Consider the following 17452-nt stretch of genomic DNA (forward strand, 5'->3'; position numbering starts at 1 on the left):
TCTTGCATCATGGTTGAATGCGGGTGGGTCCGGCCGCCACGTGTTCGTCACCGTGGCCGGACGCACCGGGAAGGCCTTGGGGAGGATCTGCGTGGACCTGTCGTTGTCGACCAGGACCGAACGCGGCCGGAGCGTGGTCGCCGTCGGTGGTGAGATCGACGTGTACACGGCGCCGAGGTTGCGTGATCAGCTCGTCGATCTCGTCGACTCCGGTCATTACCACATCGTCGTCGACATGCGCGGGGTCGAGTTCCTCGACTCCACCGGGCTCGGCGTGCTGGTGGGCGGGCTCAAGCGTGTCGGCCAGCACGACGGCTCGCTGCGGCTCGTGTGCACCCAGGAGAGGATCTTGAAGATCTTCCGGATCACCGGGTTGACCAAGGTCTTTCCGATCCACGAGAGTCTGGACGAGGCGATCGCCGCGATGTGACGTATCCGTCCCGCCGCCGGCGGCGGCCGCTCGAGTTGCCCGGGTTCGACCGACCCCGATGTGACCTGAGCGGTCGTCGCGCTCTAGACTCCGCCAATCGGCCGGAGGACTTTATCCATGCTTGAGGTCCCCGGCCAGCGATCGCACACACGCTGACTGCGCTCGGCCGAGGCCGTGGCGCGGGCAACGTTCCAGGCCCTGCCCGAGGGCCACGTCAAGGAGGACGAATGAGCGGGCTCAACCTCTCCTACGTGGTCGTCGTCGCGTTGATCGCGGTGGCGGCCCTTGCCATGGCGGCGCTGTTTCGCCGAGAGGTTCTCGCTGCCGGAGAAGGCACCGAGAACATGAAGACGATCGCGCGCGCCGTGCAGGAGGGCGCCGCGGCGTATCTCAACCGGCAGTTCAGAACGCTCAGCGTCTTCGTGGTGCTGGTGTTCGGACTGCTGTTCCTCCTGCCCGGTGACACCGGCGTCCGTATCGGACGGTCGTTGTTCTTCCTGGTCGGTGCGGCGTTCTCGGCCGCCATCGGTTACCTGGGGATGTGGCTGTCGACGCGGGCGAACGTGCGGGTGGCCGCGGCGGCCCGGGATTCCGGGCGCGACCTCGCGATGAAGGCGGCCTTCCGCACCGGCGGCGTCGTCGGCATGGCGACGGTCGGCCTCGGTCTGCTGGGCGCCGCCGTCGTGGTGCTGGCCTACCAGGAGGACGCGCCCACCGTGCTGGAAGGCTTCGGGTTCGGCGCGGCGCTGCTCGCGATGTTCATGCGTGTCGGCGGCGGCATCTTCACCAAGGCGGCCGACGTCGGCGCGGACCTGGTCGGCAAGGTCGAACAGGGCATCCCGGAGGACGATCCACGCAACGCGGCGACCATCGCCGACAACGTGGGCGACAACGTCGGCGACTGCGCCGGCATGGCCGCCGACCTTTTCGAGTCCTACGCGGTGACGCTGGTGGCCGCGCTGATCCTCGGTCAGGCCGCGTTCGGCGAGGAGGGCCTGGTCTTCCCGCTGATCGTTCCGGCCATCGGGGCGCTGACGGCGGTACTCGGCATTTACCTGACCCGCCCGCGCGCCGGCGAGAGCGGCCTGACGACCATCAACCGGTCGTTCTACATATCCGCCGTGGTGTCGGCGGTGTTGTGCGGCATCGCCGCGTTCTCGTACTTGCCGGACAGCTTCACGCAGCTCGAGGGCGGCCTGGGCGACCACGACGGCGACCCGCGCCTGCTCGCGACGGTGGCGGTGCTCATCGGCATCGTGCTGGCCGGCGTGATCCTCTGGCTGACCGGGTACTTCACCGACACCGAGAAGAAGCCCACCCGCGATGTGGGGCGCACGTCCCTGACCGGCCCGGCGACGGTCATCCTGTCCGGGTTCGCGCTCGGGCTCGAATCGGCCGTCTACACCGCGCTGGTGGTCGGCGCCGCCGTCTACGGAGCGTTCCTGCTGGGTAGTGGGTCGGTCATCCTGTCGCTGTTCCTCATCGCACTGGCCGGAACCGGACTGCTGACGACGGTGGGTGTCATCGTCGCGATGGACACCTTCGGACCGGTCGCCGACAACGCGCAGGGCATCGCGGAGATGTCCGGCGACGTCGACGGCGAGGGCGCGGACATCCTGACCGAGCTGGACGCGGTGGGCAACACCACCAAGGCCATCACCAAGGGCATCGCCATCGCGACGGCCGTCCTCGCGGCGACGGCGCTGTTCGGCTCGTACATGGACGCCATCCAGAACGAGATCGCCGCGGTCGCCGGCAGCATCGAAGGCGACACGTCCTTCCTGCTCACGATCGTCTCGCCGAACGTCCTGGTGGGTGTGGTCATCGGGGCCGCCGTGGTGTTCCTGTTCTCCGGGCTGGCCATCAACGCCGTCGGCCGCGCCGCCGGTGCGGTGGTGTTCGAGGTCCGGCGGCAGTTCCGCGACGACCCGGGCATCATGGCGGGCACCTCGACGCCGGCGTACGGCCGCGTCGTCGACATGGTCACCAAGGACTCGCTGCGTGAGCTGGCGACGCCGGGTCTGCTGGCGGCGCTGGCGCCGATCGCCGTCGGGTTCGGGCTCGGCACCGGGCCGCTGGCGGGGTACCTCGCCGGCGCGATCGCGACCGGCGTGCTGATGGCGATCTTCCTGGCGAACTCCGGCGGTGCCTGGGACAACTCGAAGAAGCTGGTCGAGGACGGTTACCACGGCGGCAAGGGCTCGGACGCGCACGACGCCACGGTCATCGGCGACACCGTCGGCGACCCGTTCAAGGACACCGCGGGTCCGGCGATCAACCCGCTGATCAAGGTGATGAACCTGGTGTCGGTGCTGATCGCGCCGGCGATCGTGTCGATGAGCGTCGGCCCGGACGAGAACGACGCGTTGCGCTACACCATCGCGCTGGTCGCGGCGGCCGTGATCGTCGGCGCGGTGTGGCTGTCCAAGCGGCGTTCCGCGGTCATCGGTGACGACGAGCCGGTGCGCGAAGGCGCCTCCGTCTGACCCGGTCGACCCACGTACGACGAGCGGGGCCGGAATCCCAGCTGGGATTCCGGCCCCGCTTTCGCATGGTCCGGCGCCGCCGGGGCGCCTCGGCCTGGTTCAGCCGTCGAACTCGACCTCGAGGATGCCACCGGAGAAGTCCGGCTTCAGCTGGGCCTCGACCCGCAGCACCTGCGCCTCGACGGCGTCGAAGCCGACCGTGTTGAACCGGTCGAGCGCGGTGCCGAACGTTCCGGCACCCGTCACTGGGCGCCACGTGGAGCCGTCGAGCCACAACAGCCGCCACGAGTCCGGCACGCGGCACTGACCGAAGCCGGTGTCGTCGAACCAGTACACCGAGGCCCGCGAGATCTCCCGCGTCTCCCGCAGGTCCAGCTGGACCCACTCGACACTGCCGCGCCGGTCCCACCAGGTGAACCGCGGGATGGACGTGTCCGCGGAGCTGGACGGCAGCCGGCCGTCGTACAGCGCCTCGTACGAGTCACCGCCGAAGATGTGTGATGCGCTGGCCCGGGGCACGAGCTGCCACGGTTTGCCGCCCATGCCCGGCACGGTGGTCGGGAACGACGTGATGCGCAGCCGGGCGGCGCCCATCGGGATCAGCGTGACGGGCTCGACGTCGGCGTCCGAGCGGGCCGGGCTCGGCTGCAGCAGCCCGACGACGTCCTCGTTGTCCGCCTCCCATTCGGCGACCCGTTTCGCTCGTGCGCGCAGCTGGATCGGGGCGCCGTCGTGCGTGAACGGGTTGGCGCCCGGGTCGACGGAGCGTTGTACGACGTCGAAGGCGTCGTTGCCGTCGCCCAGCACCAGGCCGTAGTTCCAGGGCGTCTCCGGGTGGACGGCGAGCTCCGGCCACTCGGGCGTGCCGGCGAAGCGCTCCACCCGCTCGCCGATCTGCAGCGAGTAGGTCAACGGGCCGCGGTCGACCGAGACCGAGTCGTGGTTGTCCTTCCAGCGACGCGTGGACGTGCGCATCGGCAGGTGCAGTGTGATCCGGTCGCCGTCGCTCCACTGCCGCTCGACCTTGGCCCAGCTGCCCGGCTCGGTCTTGACCGGGAGCGGCTGCCCGCCGAGCTTGACGGTGGCGTCGTCGGCCCAGCCGGGGATCCGCAGATAGAGCGGGAACCGGGTCGGGCGGGGTGCGGAGACGGTCAGCGTCACCAGCTCGTCGAACGGGTACTCGGTGTCCTGCCTGACGCTCACCTCGGTGCCGTCGCCGACCAGCGCCGTGACGTCGTTCGCGCCGTAGATCGCGGCCGCTAGCCCGTTGTCGCTGGTGGCGAGCCACATCTCCTGCGCGAGGTACGGCCAGGCCATGCCGTAGTTGTGCGGGCAGCAGCGGTACTCGTGCACGGCCGGCTTGTAGGCCTGCATCGGGAACGCGTTCTGGAACTGGCCGTGCTTGAGCCGGTCGTCCAGCTGGATGCTGTTGGCGCTGGTGATGTAGTGGGTGACCTTCTGCTCGGCGTCGAACGCGGCGGGCAGCATGTTGAACGCCAGTTCCTCGCACCGATCGGTCCAGTTGATGTCGCCGGTGAACCGGGTGAGCATCTCGAAGCTGTGCATGTATTCGGCGATCCCGCAGGTCTCGAAGCCCTGTCGCGGATCGCCGAAGCCGGGCCGGCAGTTCTCGTCACCGGCGAACCCGCCTCCGGCGAACTGTCCGTAGCGCTGCATCACCGTCCGGTAGTTGCGGTACGTGGCGTCGCGGAAGCGCTGTTCGCCGGCGAGGAGCCCGTACTGCAGCGGCTCGCGGAACCCCTGCGCGAGGTTGACGTTGTGCCAGGTCGGGATGCCGTTGGTGTAGTCGGCCGAGCCTTCGTGCATCTTGGTGACGAGGTCGAGCAGCCATTCGTCGCCGGTGCGGTTGTACAGCCAGTAGGCGCTGTCGATGTTGTCGCCCCAGCGGAACGCTCCCCAGGACCGGTTGAACACCTCGGACGGCTGCCGGTTCTGGAACGCCAGATACTTCGTCATGAACGGCACGATGCGGTCGTCGCCGGAGTACTCCTGCCACGACCGCAGCGCGCCCAGCAGCGGCATACCGGGCCAGAAGTCCGGGCCGCCCTCGAGGGACGTGCGCAGCGCGTCCGGGCCGAACCAGCCGTCGGGCGCCTGGGTCGCCAGGATCCCCTGGATCCAGCGGTCGGCCTTGGCCAGGGTGGCTTCGTCGCCGGTGACGTAGCCGAGGTCCCCGAGCCCGCGCAGCCAGTACGGCAGCTCCTCCCAGGCCCACTTGTCCGGGTCGACCCATCCGTTGGTCTCGTAGACGAGGAAGTCCGAGATCTCGTCGTAGCGCCCGCACAACCCGTTCACCTGCAGGTCGAGCTGTTGGCGCAGCCAGCCGCGCGGCCGTACGGCACCGGGCGGCAGCTTCTGGAACGGCACCGGCTGCAGCGGCGCCCGGTTCGGCACGTAGTGCCCGCCCCGCGACGGGGCCGGGCCGCTGGTGCTTCGGGCGGTGGTGCTGCCTGCCGGATCGGTGGACGCGGCGGAGGCCGAACCGGCCCAGCCGGAGGCGGACACGGCGGCACCGCCGGCGACCGCGACACCTCCGAGGAATCGACGTCGATCGACGACCGGCGTCGTCGGGTCGTGGGGATGGTGTGGAGACGTCTCCCGGGGCATGACGACTTCCTTTCCGCTCGCGTCGGAGGTCCGACCGTTGTTGAGCACGTGGGCGGTCGTGCGGAGGTTCGGGCCGATGTTCGGGTCTCTGTCGCGATGTGCACATAACTGTGCGAGTTCCGAACGATAACTGTCAATGGATGCGGTGACGCCCGTCTCGTCCGCCGCGTGGGCGGCCGTCATCGGCACCTCTTGTTGTTATGTGCGTGAGATTGTGCGTTAATGGGCGGCCATGTGACATGTGGCGGTGGTTGTGCCGCCTTCGATGGGAGGAGACGCGCATGTCGAGACGGTCGACCGGGTCCCGTGCACTCGGCCGGGTCCTGCTACTGGCCGGAGCGCTCACCGTGCCGCTGGGCCTGGCGCCGCCGGCCACGCAGGCAGCTCCGCAGGCCGCTTCGCCGGCCGGGCAAGCCGCCCCGGAGGGCGCGGCGGCCGAGGCGCCGGGCGACGACCCGCATGCCGAACCCAACGGGCTCAAGGGTGAGTACTTCACCATGTCCGAGCCAGGCGCCCGCGACTTCGCGGAGCTGGGCGGGGTCTCCCTCGACCCGGACATCAACATGCCCGGTCTGGTCACCACGTACGAGCGGATGACCGGCCAGAGCGAGCACGTCACGGCTCGGTGGACCGGCCAGCTCGAGGTGCCCGAGACCGGCCGGTACACCTTCTACGCCATCGGCGACAACGGCTTCCGGCTGTCGCTGGACGGTGAGCCGGTGATCGACCACTGGGTCGGCGACTGGGACGTGGAACAGACCAGCGAGCCGGTCACGCTCGAGGCCGGCGAGCGCTACCGGTTCGAGCTCGAGCACTTCCAGGACGTCGGCGGCGCGAACATGTACCTGCGCTGGTCCGGCCCCGGCATCGACAAGCAGCTGGTCCCCGAGTCGGCGTTCCACCCGCCGGCGGACTACGAGGTGTACCCGGTGGCCACCTCGGTCGGCGAGACCGGCGAGACCGTGCGGGCGACGTTCGCGGGTGTTGTCGGCAACGTGGCCGGGCTCGTTGATCATGTCACCATCGAGGCGGACACGACGCCGATGCCGATCCGGTCCGTCGAACCGGCACCGGACGACCCGAACGCCGTCCTGTTCACCCTCGACGAGCCGGTGCTCCGGGACGCCCGGGTGCGCTTCTCCTACGACGGCGAGGCGGCCCTGACCGTCGCCGGCGAAGCCGTCCCGGAGATCAACCGCACCGCCACCAACCGTTCCACGCACCGGCTGCTCAGCGAGTGGGGTGAGAACCTCGACCCGCAGAACCCGCTGCCGGAGTACCCGCGGCCGCAGCTGGTCCGTGAGCGCTGGCAGAACCTCAACGGTCCGTGGCAGTTCGCCGGCGCCGCCGAGGGTGAGCAGCCGGACTTCGGTGAGCCGCTGGACGAGCAGATCATCGTGCCGTTCCCGGTCGAGTCGCAGCTGTCCGGGCTGGAACGGCACGAGGACCACATGTTCTACCGCAAGCTCGTCACCGTCCCGGACGGCTGGGACATCGGGTCCGGGCAGCGGCTGAAGCTGAACTTCGGCGCCGTCGACCACCGCGCCCGGGTCTGGGTCAACGGAAAGCTCGTGGCCGAGCACACCGGCGGCTACACCGCCTTCAGTGCGGACATCACCGACGCCCTCGTCCCCGGCGGCAAGCAGGAGATCGTGGTCGCCGTGACCGACACGACCGGCACGAACCAGCCCATCGGCAAGCAGTCGACCGACCCGGGCGGGATCGTCTACACCCAGTCGTCCGGCATCTGGCAGACGGTGTGGATGGAGCCGGTCTCCGAGGTGGCGGTCGACAAGCTCGTCACCACGCCGAACGTCGACGACGGCACGCTCACCGTCGAGGTCCGCTCCGAGGGCGCTTCGGAGAACGCCCGGGTCCGCGCTCTGGCGCGCGACGACCGCGGACGCGTGGCCGGTGTCGTCGTCGGCCGCGCGAACACCGAGCTCGAGCTGGAGCTGCGTGACCCGCGCCTGTGGTCGCCGGACGACCCCTACCTGTACGACCTCGAGGTCACGCTCCGCGACGGAGCCGCCTCCGACACCGTGGACAGTTACTTCGGGATGCGGTCGGTGTCGATCGAGGAGGTCGGCGGCTTCCAGAAGCTCGTCCTGAACGGCGAGCCGATCTTCTCGCTCGCCATGCTCGACCAGGGTTTCTGGCCTGGCGGGCTGCACACGGCGCCGAGCGACGAGGCGTTGCGCTTCGACCTGGAGAAGCAGAAGGAGCTCGGCTTCAACGCGGTCCGCAAGCACATCAAGATGGAGCCCGCCCGCTGGTACTACCACGCCGACAAGCTCGGCCTGCTGGTCTGGCAGGACTTCGTCAACGCCACCATCACGAACGAGAAGGGCCGGGAGGCGTTCCTCACCGAGGGCCGCCGGATGATGTCCCAGCTGCACAACTCGCCGTCCATCGTCGGCTGGGTGGTGTTCAACGAAGGCTGGGGTGAATGGGACCGCGAAGCGACCGGCCGGATCGCCGAGTCGGTCAAGAAGGCCGACCCGTCGCGCATCGTCAACGCGCACAGCGGCGTCAACTGCTGCGATTCCAAGGGCGACTCCGGCAAGGGCGACATCATCGACCACCACGACTACCTGAACGACGACCCGCCGTTCCCGGACGAGAACCGAGCCGCGATGGACGGTGAGCACGGCGGCTTCACGCTGCGCACGCCGGGTCACATGTGGCCGGGCCCGCCCGCGGACATCTACAGCGGCGTCGCGGACAAGGAGGCGCTCACCGACAAGTACGTGCAGAACACCGAGCACTACTACCTGGAGGCGGCGGGCGCCGAGCTCTCCGGGTCGGTCTACACCCAGATCACCGACCTGGAGAACGAGCTGAACGGATTCTGGACCTACGACCGCCGCGAGATCAAGGTCGACCCGGAACGGGTGCGAGCCGTCAACGAACGGGTCCTCGCCGCCGGTGCGTCGGCCGGCGAGCGCGAGAAGCTCACCGGCGGCGGGTACTGGCGGCTCGACGAGGGCGAGGGCACCACCAGCGCGGACTCCGGCGAGAACGGGCACACGCTCAGCCTCACCGACGGTGTCGAGTGGGTTCCCGGTGTCAGCGACAGCGCGCTGAGCTTCGACGGCAACGGGCAGTACGCCGAGACCGACGGCCCGGTGCTGGACACGACGCGGAACTACTCGGTGTCGGCGTGGGTGAGCCTGGACGAGCTGCCGGGCAACTACGCCAGCGCCGTCAGCCAGGACGGCCGGCGGGTCGAGAGCCCGTTCTACCTGCAGTACGGCCACGGCGCGTTCGCGTTCAGCATCCCCGGAGGCCAGAAGGCGACGTTCGAGACGACGCCGGAGCTCGGCCGCTGGTACCACCTGACCGGGGTGCACGACGTCGACGCCGGAGAGTTGCGGTTGTACGTCGACGGGCAGCCCGCGGCGAGCCTGCAGACCGACGACGTCTCCGTCAGCACCGGACCGCTGGCGATCGGGCGCGCCGAGTACGACGGCGGCAACACCGATTTCTGGAACGGCGCCATCGACGAGGTGCACGCCTTCGACAAGGCGCTCACCGACACCGAGGTCGCCGAGCTGTACGAGTCCGAGCGTCCCTGACCGAGGACATGTGACCGGGGCCCGTGCGGAGGCGACACCTCCGCACGGCCCCTGGTCACGTACCGCCCCTGGTCACTTACGGAGGGGGAGCGCCGGCTACTCGGACCCGGCCGCCTCGCGCTCCGCTTCTTCACGCGCCGCTGCTTCGCGTTCCGCCGTGCCGAGCTCGACGCAGAACTCGTTGCCGGCCGGATCGGCGAAGACCACCCAGCCGCGACCGTTCGGCTTGCGCCGGTCGTCGACGACTGTGCCGCCGAGCTCGGCGACGCGTTCCACCTCCTGGTCGCGTGGCTGGTCCGGCTCGAGGTCGAGGTGGATGCGGTTCTTGACGGTCTTCGGTTCCGGCACTCGGATGAACAGCAGTCCCGGCTGACCGTCCGGCATGTCCAGCAAGACCTCGTCGTCACCCGGCTCGTCGTCTGGGTGTAACGGATAGTCGAGCACCTTGCTCCAGAACTCCGCCAAGCCGTACGGCTCGTGCGGTGCGGCACAGTCGACGGTGATGTGCCGGACGGTCGAGGGCATGCGTCCTCCAGGTGTCGTGTGGCGGACGGTCAGCATGACAGAGACGGACCCGTCGGACGGAGTCAGCCGCCGGGGCAGTAGGTGCCGGCGAGCTCCGCGAAGATCTCGGTGTTGAGCTCGTACGCGACCAGTACCTCATCGACGACGCGGTCGCGTTCGGCGACGCTCCAGGGCACTGCGTCGAGCCGGGCGCGGTAATCGTTCTTGAACGCCGCCGGATGCGGAATCCGCTCGAACCTGTAGAAACGCACGCCGTCACCGCCGGGGGCGAAGCCGTAGACACGGGCGAGCACCGCGCCGATGGCCAGACCGCCGGACAGATCGCCCAGGTAGCGGGTGTAGTGATGGGCGACGAACCCCGCAGGCCAGTGTTCGTTCGCGCGTATCCGCTCGGCGTAGCGGCGGGTGGAGTCCAGAACGGCGAGACCGTCGGCCGACGGTGATCCGGTCAGGTGCGCGAGGTCGGCGCGGATGCTGGGGACACGTGTCAACTGCTCGGACACGAAGTCGCCGGCCACCGGGTCGTCACGCAGCGTCTCGGCCACCGACTCGAGGGCCTCGTAGACGCACAGATGCTGGGCGATCATGGCGACGTAGCCGGTGCGGTCGACGCGCCCGTTCAGCAGCGCCGAGACGAAGTCGGACTGCTCGGCCCGCTGGTGCAGGTGGCGGCTGCGCTCGCGCAGGACGGCGGAGAACGGCGGCGCCGGGTCGACCGGCGCGTCGGGCAGCGGGTGTGGCGCACGGATACTGGGCACGGACGCTCCTCCGGTCGGCACCTCGGACCTCGGCACCAGTATGCGTTGCTTAGGCTTGCCTATCCAAATGTCGTGCTTGTTCGGAATAGTTCCAGCATCCCCCGGGTTCGCACCATCGACCCGCCGACGGGCGCGGTCGAACCGTCGTGCCGACCCGAAGCAGGTGCTCATGATCACGACCAGCGCTGTCGTCGGAATCGCCCTGGTGGCGCTCGGACTGGTGCTCACGCCCGGGCCGAACATGATCTATCTGGTGTCCAGGTCGGTGACGCAGGGCCGTCGCGCCGGCCTGATCTCCCTGATCGGCGTCGCCGCCGGCTTCTTCGTCTACCTCGTCGCCGCGGCAGTCGGCATCGCGGCTGTGTTCACGCTGGTCCCGGCGCTCTACACGGCGGTCAAACTGGCCGGCGCCGGCTACCTGCTGTGGCTGGCGTGGAAGACGCTGCGCCCCGGCGGTTCGTCCGTGTTCTCGCCGGAGCCGATGCCGCCCGACGCCCCACGACGGCTGTTCACCATGGGTCTCGTCACGAACCTGCTGAACCCGAAGATCGCGATCCTGTACGTGTCACTGCTGCCCCAGTTCGTCGACCCGGACCGCGGCAGTGTGGCCGTGCAGAGCCTGTTGCTGGGCCTCACCCAGATCGCGGTGGCGTTGACGGTCAACGCCCTGATCGTGCTCACTGCGGGCTCGCTCGCGGCGTTCCTGGGTGCCCGCCCGACGTGGCTGCGGGTGCAGCGCTTCGTGATGGGGTCGGTGCTGGCCGCGCTGGCGGTGCGGATGATCACCGACCGTTCCCGCCCGGCCGCGGCGACACCGTGACCGACTCCCATGATCATCGGCACTTTGCCGTCATATGGGCGGCGAAGTGCCGATGATCATGGGGACATGCGTGCGCGTTAGCGGGACAGGGCGTCGTCGATCTCGGCGAGCAACCTGGCTTTCGGGCGCGCTCCGACGATGGCCCACAGCGGCTCCCCGCCGCGGAACAGCATCAACGTCGGTAGCGACCGGACCTGGTAACGCGCCGCGATGAGCGGGTTCTCGTCGGAGTTGATGGTGCGTACGGCGAGGGTGCCCGCCCGCTCCGCGGCGATCTGCTCGACGACCGGCGCGACCATCCGGCACGACGGGCACCACTGTGCCCAGAAGTCCACCAGTACCGGTGTGGAAAGCGCGAGGACGTCGTCGGCGAACGTGTCGTCGGTGACGACGCGGACGGAGCTCGTGGTGCTGGTCGGCATCAGTTCTCCTCAGGTGTGACGGTGTCCGAACCGCACGTACCCGTCCGCCGGGACCTGGCGTCAGCGAGCTTGGCGGCGATGTCGGTGCGGATCTGCGCCAACCGGTCGACGAGTGCGTCGATCTCGGTGAGCTTGCGTTCGTACACCTCGATCGAGTCGGCGCAGGCGTCCCCGGTGTGGTGCCCGGAGCGCAGGCACTCGACGAACGGCCGCGTGTCGTCGAGGCTGAATCCGATGTCCTGCAGGGTGCGGATCTCGCGCACCAGGGTCAGGTCGGCCTCGTCGTACTCGCGGTACCCGTTCGTCGTGCGCCGGGCGGTGAGCAGCCCCTGAGTCTCGTAGAACCGCAACGCCCGCGTCGTCGTCCCCGCCCGTCTCGCCAGGTCACCGATCCGCATGGCGACGACGCTAGACGTTGACGCTGGCGTCAAGGCAACAACGCCGCAAGACTTCCGTGGGCGTTCATACCCGGTTATACTACCGGTGTGAAGACTGCGATCTCCGTGCCGGACGAGACGTTCAATCGCGCATCCAAGCGAGCGGCGGAGCTCGGGATGAGCCGTTCCGAGTTCTTCACGCATGCTGCCCAGCAGTACCTGGAACACCTGGATGCTTCCGTGATCACTGAGCAGATCGACCGGACGCTCGGCCTGGTGGATGACGATGATTCGTCTGCCGTCGCTGCGCAAGCGGGACGACGCTTCTTGTCGCGAGACGACGAGTGGTGATCTCGCGCGGCGATCTGTACTGGGCCGATCTTGGTGACGCTCGCGGGAGCGGGCCGGCCAAGCGCCGCCCCGTGCTCGTGGTCCAATCGGATCCGTTCAACACCAGTCGACTGGCCACGACGCTCGCGACCGTCATCACCTCGAACACGACGCTGGCGGCGATGCCCGGCAACGTGTTCCTTCCAGCCGCAGCGACCGGCTTGCCCCGGGACTCGGTAGTCAACGTCACCGCGCTCGTCACTCTTGACAAGGACGATCTCGACGAGCTTGTCGGGCACGTGCCGGAATACCTCATGCGCGAAGTCGACCAGGGACTGCGTCAGGTGTTCGGTCTGTAGACGCCACGAACCACAGCAGCGGTCGCATGGTGACGGCCAGCGTCGATCGACCCGCACACCCAGCTACGCGGGCTTGCGAGCCAACAGACACGCGGTCGGCCGCGTCTTCCCTGCGCCGGCCTCCTGGAGCAGCCGTGTCTCGACCGTCAGTCCGGCATCCGCGACGAGCTCGGCGACGCGTTCGGCCGGCAGGAAATGAGCCTCGTAGGACACCGGGTGACCGCCGTACGCGTGCGTCGGGCGCAGCAGTTCGTCGTCACCGACATAGGTCCACAGCAGCAGCTGACCGCCGGGCGCCAGGGTCCGATGGAACTCGGCGAAGACGCCCGGCAGATGCTCCGGCGGCGTGTGGAACGTGGAGAACAGCGCCAGCACACCACCGAGCCGGCCGTCGTCGACGTCCAGCGAGGTCATCGATCCGACGTCGAACCGCAGTTCCGGGTGGGCCCGGCGTGCCAGCTCGACCATCGCCGGCGACACGTCGACGCCGAACGCCGGCGCGCCGAACTGCGTCAGGTAAGCCGTCACTCGGCCCGGTCCGCAGCCCACGTCGGCCACCGGCCCTAGGCCGGCGTCGTGCACCATCTCGGCGAACGCCCTCAACATCGCGCGGCCCAACGGGTCCATGTCGGCGGGCGCGGGAATGCGGTCTACGTAGTCGGCGGCGACGGTGTCGTAGGACTCCCGCACCGCCGAGAGGTACGCGGGTTCGCTCACTCGGACGCGTCGTGCTCAGGTAGCGCGCCGCACGCCCGCGAGCGTCGCCGGTCCGCCGTCGCGCCACGTGCCCGTGAGCGTGTGCTCGGCCGCCACGTCGGCGCCGACGACGCGCGCGACGACGAGCTCGAGCCCGCCGGCACGGACGACGGTCGTGTCGCCGTCGTCGTGGCTGTCCAGCGTGTCGATGCGGGGCACCGCGACATCGCCGGCGCTGCGGGACTGGACGGTCATCGTGGGCTCACGGGGAGTGAGGTCACCGTCGACGTCGACCATCTCGACGGCCTGGGGCTTGTTCTCCAGGACGGCCTTCGCCAGCTCGGCCACCCACACCGGGTCGCCGCATCCGTCGTAGACCCAGCGCTGCCCGAGGACGGAGTGCTCGGTCGTGCCGACCAGGAACGCCTCGGCTCCCGGGAGTGGCGCGCCCCGGTAGGTCAGCGGCGCGTGCAGCATGGTGCCGTCGGGCGCACGCACGAGGAACGCCTCGAGCCCGACCTCGCCGTCGGGATCGTCGAACCGGTAGGCGCCGATCTGTTCGATCTCGGCGTGGCCGGACCATGGGCGGCTGGGCAGCCACGAGCTGAGTAGTTCCCGCTTGTTCGGAGTCAAGGTCGCCTTGTAGATGAGAGCCACGGACCGACCCTAGCCGTGCCGCCGTTTCGGCCGCGGAGCGGCGTCCAGCCCGAGAACGATGAACGCAGCGATGCGGCAGCAACCATCCGGGTCGTGGTCAGCCGGCGCGGTACGCGTTGGCTCGGTGTATCACCGCGACGACGGTGACGCGACGGTGCTCGGCGTCGATGCGGTAGATGACGCGGTAGGTGCCACGACGAGCGCTGTGCCGGTCGTCCAGCGGTGGGCGTAGCCGCTTTCCGGCACGGTGCGGATCGTCGAGCAACGGACCAACGATGAACTCGTAGGCGGCGAAGGCTGCGGCCTCCGGTAGCTGGTGGGTGAGCTGGCGTCGTGCAGTCGGCGAGATGATCAGTTCGAAGCGTTCATTGCTCACGCCGAAGCCCGTCGACGTCGCATGGCCTCGGCGAGGTCGTGCTCGGTCACACCCTCACCTCGCGCGAGTTCGGCGTCGGAGGTGGCCAGCTGCCGAAGCGCGTCGCTGTCGGATAGGATGGCGATGGTTTCCTCGAGTTCCTCCAGGTCGTCGACCGCCATCAGGACGGCCGACGGTTTGCCGTGCACGGTGACCGTGACTCGGTCGTGCTGGCTGTTGACCCTGTTCACCAGCTGCGACAGCTGAGCCTTCGCCTCGGCCAGGGCAAGAACTTCGCTCATAGTCACAAGTATGACCAATACTCGCGCTGAGGTCCAGATCTTGCAGAGCGCCGGTGGCGTGTGTCGCGCGTTGAGGTGCGCCACATGTGCGGCGCGCCTCAAACGCGTGGCGGTTACGACGCTGAGTTCGAGATGTCGACGGTGTCGGTCTTGTGTCGGAACAGCGCGCGGTACTGCCGGGGCGACGTGCCGAGGTGTTGCCGGAACGCGGCCCGGAGCGCGGCAGGGCTGCCGATCCCGCTCAGGTCGCCGATCCGCTCGATCGGAACGTTCGTCTCTTCGAGCAGTTCGCGTGCCCGGTCGATGCGGGCACTGGTGAGCCAGGTCAGTGGCGAGGTGCCCGTCTCGTCGCGGAAGCGGCGAGTGAACGTGCGGCGAGAAATGTGCGCGCGTTGCGCGAGAGTGTCCAGAGTGTGGTGGTGTGCGAGGTTGGCCAGCATCCAGTCGCGGACGGCGGCGAGCTCGGTGCCGACCGCGGCCGGACGTAGCTGTTCGACGAACTGGGCCTGCCCGCCCGTCCGCTGAGGCGGCGCCACCAGCGCCCGGGCACGGGTGTTCGCGGCAGCGGTTCCGTGGTCGTGGCGGATGATGTGCAGGCAGAGGTCGACACCCGCGGTCACGCCCGCCGAAGTGAGGATGTCCGCGTCGTCGACGAACAGCCGGTTCGGCGCGACGGAGATCCGCGGATACAGGCGCTGCAGGCGGTCCGTGTCCTGCCAGTGCGTCGTTGCCGGGCGCCCGTCGAGAAGCCCCGCGGCAGCCAGTGCGAAGGCGCCGGTGCAGATCGAGACGATGCGTGCGCCGCGGGTATGGACGGCGCGCAGCGCTCGCAGCACGTTGCCGGGCACCGTCGCGTCCGCGGGTGCATAGCCGGGGACGACCACCGTGTCGGCCTCGTCCAGTGCTTCGAGCCCGGCCGACGCCGTCACCTCGAAGCCGCCACAGCGGATCGGCCCGGCAGCCGGGTCGGCGCACACGGTGACGTCGTAGTTCGGGTCCGACCCGAAGGTCTGGACCGGGATGCCGAGGTCGAGCGCCAGAACTCCGGGTAGCGCCAGGACCGAAACGCGGTGCCGGCTCGTCTGCATGGCCCGATCCTAACGACCTGTGGCCCTCGGGCCACTGTTGAGCAGGAGGCGCTGCTTCGTAGCGTCGAGCCGTGACATTCACCCTGGATCTGCCGACCGGGCCGTTGGCCGACGCCGTACTGCGCACGGTGCGGTCGTCGGAGACCGCATCGATCGCGAACCACAGTGTGCGCAGCTTCTACTTCTCGCAGCTTCTCGCCGAGCACGAAGGCGTCGCCGACGACGCCGCCTACGACCGCGACCTGCTCTACGCCGCGACCGTCATGCACGATCTGGGCGCCGGAGACCGCGCGCACGGCGAAGCTCGGTTCGAGGTGGAGGGCGCGGACCTTGCTGCCGCGCTACTGACCGAGTACGGCGTCGACGCACGGGACGTGGACCGGGTCTGGGAGGCGATCGCCCTGCATACCTCGCCGGGGATCGCCGAACGTCGTGGGCTGCTGGCCTACCTGACCCGTGCGGGCATAGGCATCGACTTCGGGCGTGACGCGGACGTCGTCGCCGACTGGCAGAAGGAGATCCACGGTGCGTACCCGCGGCTGGCGATGGCCCGGTCGTTGACCGACGCCATCGTGGAACGGGCCGGCCGGTCCGACGCGGCGGCGCCCCGCTACTCACTCGGCGGGGAACTTCTGCGCGAGCGCCGGGCCGACGGCGTCACCGCCCTCGAGCTCGCGGTGGCATCGTCGCCCTGGGGAGAGTGAACGCAGCGTCGAGGCGGCGGCGGGCGCCGGCGAACATCCGCTCGGCGTCGCGGCGGCAGAACTCCGGCATCGCGGGCAGTCCCGGACGCGCCGGCTGCCGCGCCGTCCACGCCTGGGCGGCACCGAACATCAGCAGCAGGTCGGTGACGACGTCGTCATCGGGCGCCTGCGGGACGGTCCGCATCCTCGCATCGAACTCCGGCGACTCGACCCAGCTGAGCGACAGGAAGAACAGGTCCGCCCACGCCGGGCCGAGGCAGGCCATCCCCCAGTCGAGCAGCACCACCGTGCCGTCGGGGCGGATCAGCAGGTTGTCGTCGCGCACGTCCCAGTGGCACAGCGACGTGACGGGCAGGCGCTCGCGCAGCGTGCGCACCCGTGCGTCCAGCCGGCCGAACCGGGCCGCCGCCCATGGCGGCAGGTACGCCGCCGGGTCCTCGGCGATGCTGCGCCAGCGCGCCGACCATCGAGCGACGACGTCGGGCAGGGTCCGTACGGCCAGCCCGGCCGGCGCGGGGGTCAGCTCCGCGGACTGGCGCAGCACGGTGGTCCAGACGGCGTCGAAGTCCCCCGTGTCGTTCAGGTCCGGGTACCGGCCGTCCACGTCCTCGAGCATGACCGCGACCCAGTTGCCGTCGTCGTAGGTGGCGATGGTCGCCGGGCGGTACGGCGCGGGCTCCAGCGCCTCGAGGACGTCGATCTCGCGGCGGAACAGGCTCGGCGTGTCCGGGTTCAGCTCCGGGCCCACCGCCTTGACGAACGCCGTGCCACCGCCCCGGGTGCGCACTCGGGCGGCGCACCCGGGGGACATGCCGCCGGCGTGTCCGGTCGCGTGCACCACCTCGTCGCCGAGGCACGTGTCCACCCAGCCCCGGACCCTGGCCGGCACGTCGGTGTACGCCGTGCGCTCGCCGACGGCACGAGGTCGCGGCGGCAT

Annotated in this window: 18 protein-coding genes; 7 read left to right on the forward strand and 11 right to left on the reverse strand. The window is 69.6% G+C overall.

Going from position 1 to position 17452, the window contains the following annotated elements:
* Nucleotides 1-91: 91 nt before the first annotated feature.
* Nucleotides 92-430 (forward strand): STAS domain-containing protein, encoded by a 339-nt coding sequence (locus CLV30_RS07995; protein ID WP_106536651.1) that lies wholly within the window; start codon nt 92-94, stop codon nt 428-430.
* 227 nt (nt 431-657) lie between these two features.
* Nucleotides 658-2916, forward strand: coding sequence for a sodium-translocating pyrophosphatase (locus CLV30_RS08000; RefSeq protein WP_106536652.1), 2259 nt, complete (start codon nt 658-660; stop codon nt 2914-2916).
* 99 nt (nt 2917-3015) lie between these two features.
* On the opposite strand, the gene CLV30_RS08005 is transcribed toward CLV30_RS08000, so the two are convergent.
* A complete protein-coding gene (locus tag CLV30_RS08005; protein ID WP_106536754.1) occupies nt 3016-5544 on the reverse strand; it encodes a beta-L-arabinofuranosidase domain-containing protein in 2529 nt (842 codons plus the stop codon).
* A 281-nt stretch (nt 5545-5825) separates the two neighbouring features.
* Between CLV30_RS08005 and CLV30_RS08010 the strand changes: the two genes are divergently transcribed.
* Nucleotides 5826-9122, forward strand: coding sequence for a LamG-like jellyroll fold domain-containing protein (locus CLV30_RS08010; RefSeq protein WP_106536653.1), 3297 nt, complete (start codon nt 5826-5828; stop codon nt 9120-9122).
* Between the two features lie 96 nt (nt 9123-9218).
* Here the strand turns inward: CLV30_RS08010 and CLV30_RS08015 are convergent, their stop codons facing one another.
* Nucleotides 9219-9647 carry a VOC family protein gene (locus tag CLV30_RS08015; RefSeq protein WP_106536654.1) on the reverse strand — a complete coding sequence of 143 codons (429 nt, stop codon included), beginning with the start codon at nt 9645-9647 and terminating at the stop codon, nt 9219-9221.
* Between the two features lie 62 nt (nt 9648-9709).
* Entirely contained in the window at nt 9710-10405 is a 696-nt protein-coding gene (locus CLV30_RS08020) for a biliverdin-producing heme oxygenase (protein WP_205740500.1), read from the reverse strand.
* A 169-nt stretch (nt 10406-10574) separates the two neighbouring features.
* Here CLV30_RS08020 and CLV30_RS08025 point away from each other — a divergent pair, with 169 nt between their 5' ends.
* A complete protein-coding gene (locus CLV30_RS08025; RefSeq protein WP_106536755.1) occupies nt 10575-11225 on the forward strand; it encodes a LysE family translocator in 651 nt (216 codons plus the stop codon).
* Nucleotides 11226-11302: 77 nt separating this feature from the next.
* Here CLV30_RS08025 and trxA read toward each other — a convergent pair whose 3' ends face one another.
* Together trxA and CLV30_RS08035 are read right to left on the reverse strand one after the other, a co-directional pair.
* Complete coding sequence (gene trxA / locus CLV30_RS08030; RefSeq protein WP_106536656.1) at nt 11303-11647, reverse strand: thioredoxin; 345 nt, start codon at nt 11645-11647, stop codon at nt 11303-11305.
* Nucleotides 11647-12045 (reverse strand): MerR family transcriptional regulator, encoded by a 399-nt coding sequence (locus CLV30_RS08035; RefSeq protein WP_106536657.1) that lies wholly within the window; start codon nt 12043-12045, stop codon nt 11647-11649. The genes trxA and CLV30_RS08035 overlap by 1 nt, the downstream gene beginning before the upstream one ends.
* Nucleotides 12046-12132: 87 nt before the next feature.
* Between CLV30_RS08035 and CLV30_RS08040 the strand changes: the two genes are divergently transcribed.
* Nucleotides 12133-12375 (forward strand): antitoxin, encoded by a 243-nt coding sequence (locus CLV30_RS08040; RefSeq protein WP_106536658.1) that lies wholly within the window; start codon nt 12133-12135, stop codon nt 12373-12375.
* Nucleotides 12369-12713: a type II toxin-antitoxin system PemK/MazF family toxin gene (locus CLV30_RS08045; RefSeq protein WP_106536659.1), complete on the forward strand. Its 345-nt coding sequence runs from the start codon at nt 12369-12371 to the stop codon at nt 12711-12713. The genes CLV30_RS08040 and CLV30_RS08045 overlap by 7 nt, the downstream gene beginning before the upstream one ends.
* 63 nt (nt 12714-12776) lie before the next feature.
* On the opposite strand, the gene CLV30_RS08050 is transcribed toward CLV30_RS08045, so the two are convergent.
* The 5 genes from CLV30_RS08050 to CLV30_RS08070 form a co-directional block, all read right to left on the reverse strand.
* Nucleotides 12777-13430 (reverse strand): class I SAM-dependent methyltransferase, encoded by a 654-nt coding sequence (locus CLV30_RS08050; RefSeq protein ID WP_106536660.1) that lies wholly within the window; start codon nt 13428-13430, stop codon nt 12777-12779.
* A 15-nt stretch (nt 13431-13445) separates the two neighbouring features.
* Complete coding sequence (locus CLV30_RS08055; RefSeq protein ID WP_106536661.1) at nt 13446-14066, reverse strand: CG0192-related protein; 621 nt, start codon at nt 14064-14066, stop codon at nt 13446-13448.
* Nucleotides 14067-14163: 97 nt separating this feature from the next.
* The gene (locus CLV30_RS08060) at nt 14164-14442 is read right to left on the reverse strand and encodes a type II toxin-antitoxin system RelE family toxin (protein WP_106536662.1); all 279 of its coding nucleotides are present in this window, start codon (nt 14440-14442) and stop codon (nt 14164-14166) included.
* On the reverse strand, nt 14439-14723 hold the full coding sequence (locus tag CLV30_RS08065; RefSeq protein ID WP_165358457.1) for a type II toxin-antitoxin system Phd/YefM family antitoxin: 285 nt from the start codon (nt 14721-14723) through the stop codon (nt 14439-14441). Before CLV30_RS08065 ends, CLV30_RS08060 begins: the two co-directional genes overlap by 4 nt.
* Before the next feature lie 113 nt (nt 14724-14836).
* Complete coding sequence (locus tag CLV30_RS08070; protein WP_106536664.1) at nt 14837-15811, reverse strand: helix-turn-helix domain-containing protein; 975 nt, start codon at nt 15809-15811, stop codon at nt 14837-14839.
* A gap of 71 nt (nt 15812-15882) precedes the next feature.
* On the opposite strand from CLV30_RS08070, the gene CLV30_RS08075 reads away from it, so the two are divergent.
* Nucleotides 15883-16515: an HD domain-containing protein gene (locus CLV30_RS08075; RefSeq protein WP_106536665.1), complete on the forward strand. Its 633-nt coding sequence runs from the start codon at nt 15883-15885 to the stop codon at nt 16513-16515.
* On the opposite strand, the gene CLV30_RS08080 is transcribed toward CLV30_RS08075, so the two are convergent.
* Nucleotides 16469-17452 (reverse strand): phosphotransferase family protein, encoded by a 984-nt coding sequence (locus CLV30_RS08080; protein WP_106536666.1) that lies wholly within the window; start codon nt 17450-17452, stop codon nt 16469-16471. The two genes, CLV30_RS08075 and CLV30_RS08080, sit on opposite strands and share 47 nt — an antisense overlap.

Source organism: Haloactinopolyspora alba, from assembly GCF_003014555.1.
In the GTDB taxonomy this organism is placed as follows: Bacteria; Actinomycetota; Actinomycetes; order Jiangellales; family Jiangellaceae; genus Haloactinopolyspora; species Haloactinopolyspora alba.

Coding starts and splice junctions, on each gene's coding strand:
- CLV30_RS08000 (WP_106536652.1), top strand. CDS start 658: ATGAGCGGGCTCAACCTCTCCTACGTGGTCGTCGTCGCGTTGATCGCG.
- CLV30_RS08005 (WP_106536754.1), bottom strand. CDS start 5,544: ATGCCCCGGGAGACGTCTCCACACCATCCCCACGACCCGACGACGCCG.
- CLV30_RS08010 (WP_106536653.1), top strand. CDS start 5,826: ATGTCGAGACGGTCGACCGGGTCCCGTGCACTCGGCCGGGTCCTGCTA.
- CLV30_RS08015 (WP_106536654.1), bottom strand. CDS start 9,647: ATGCCCTCGACCGTCCGGCACATCACCGTCGACTGTGCCGCACCGCAC.
- CLV30_RS08025 (WP_106536755.1), top strand. CDS start 10,575: ATGATCACGACCAGCGCTGTCGTCGGAATCGCCCTGGTGGCGCTCGGA.
- trxA (WP_106536656.1), bottom strand. CDS start 11,647: ATGCCGACCAGCACCACGAGCTCCGTCCGCGTCGTCACCGACGACACG.
- CLV30_RS08035 (WP_106536657.1), bottom strand. CDS start 12,045: ATGCGGATCGGTGACCTGGCGAGACGGGCGGGGACGACGACGCGGGCG.
- CLV30_RS08065 (WP_165358457.1), bottom strand. CDS start 14,723: ATGAGCGAAGTTCTTGCCCTGGCCGAGGCGAAGGCTCAGCTGTCGCAG.
- CLV30_RS08070 (WP_106536664.1), bottom strand. CDS start 15,811: ATGCAGACGAGCCGGCACCGCGTTTCGGTCCTGGCGCTACCCGGAGTT.
- CLV30_RS08080 (WP_106536666.1), bottom strand. CDS start 17,452: ATGCCGCCGCGACCTCGTGCCGTCGGCGAGCGCACGGCGTACACCGAC.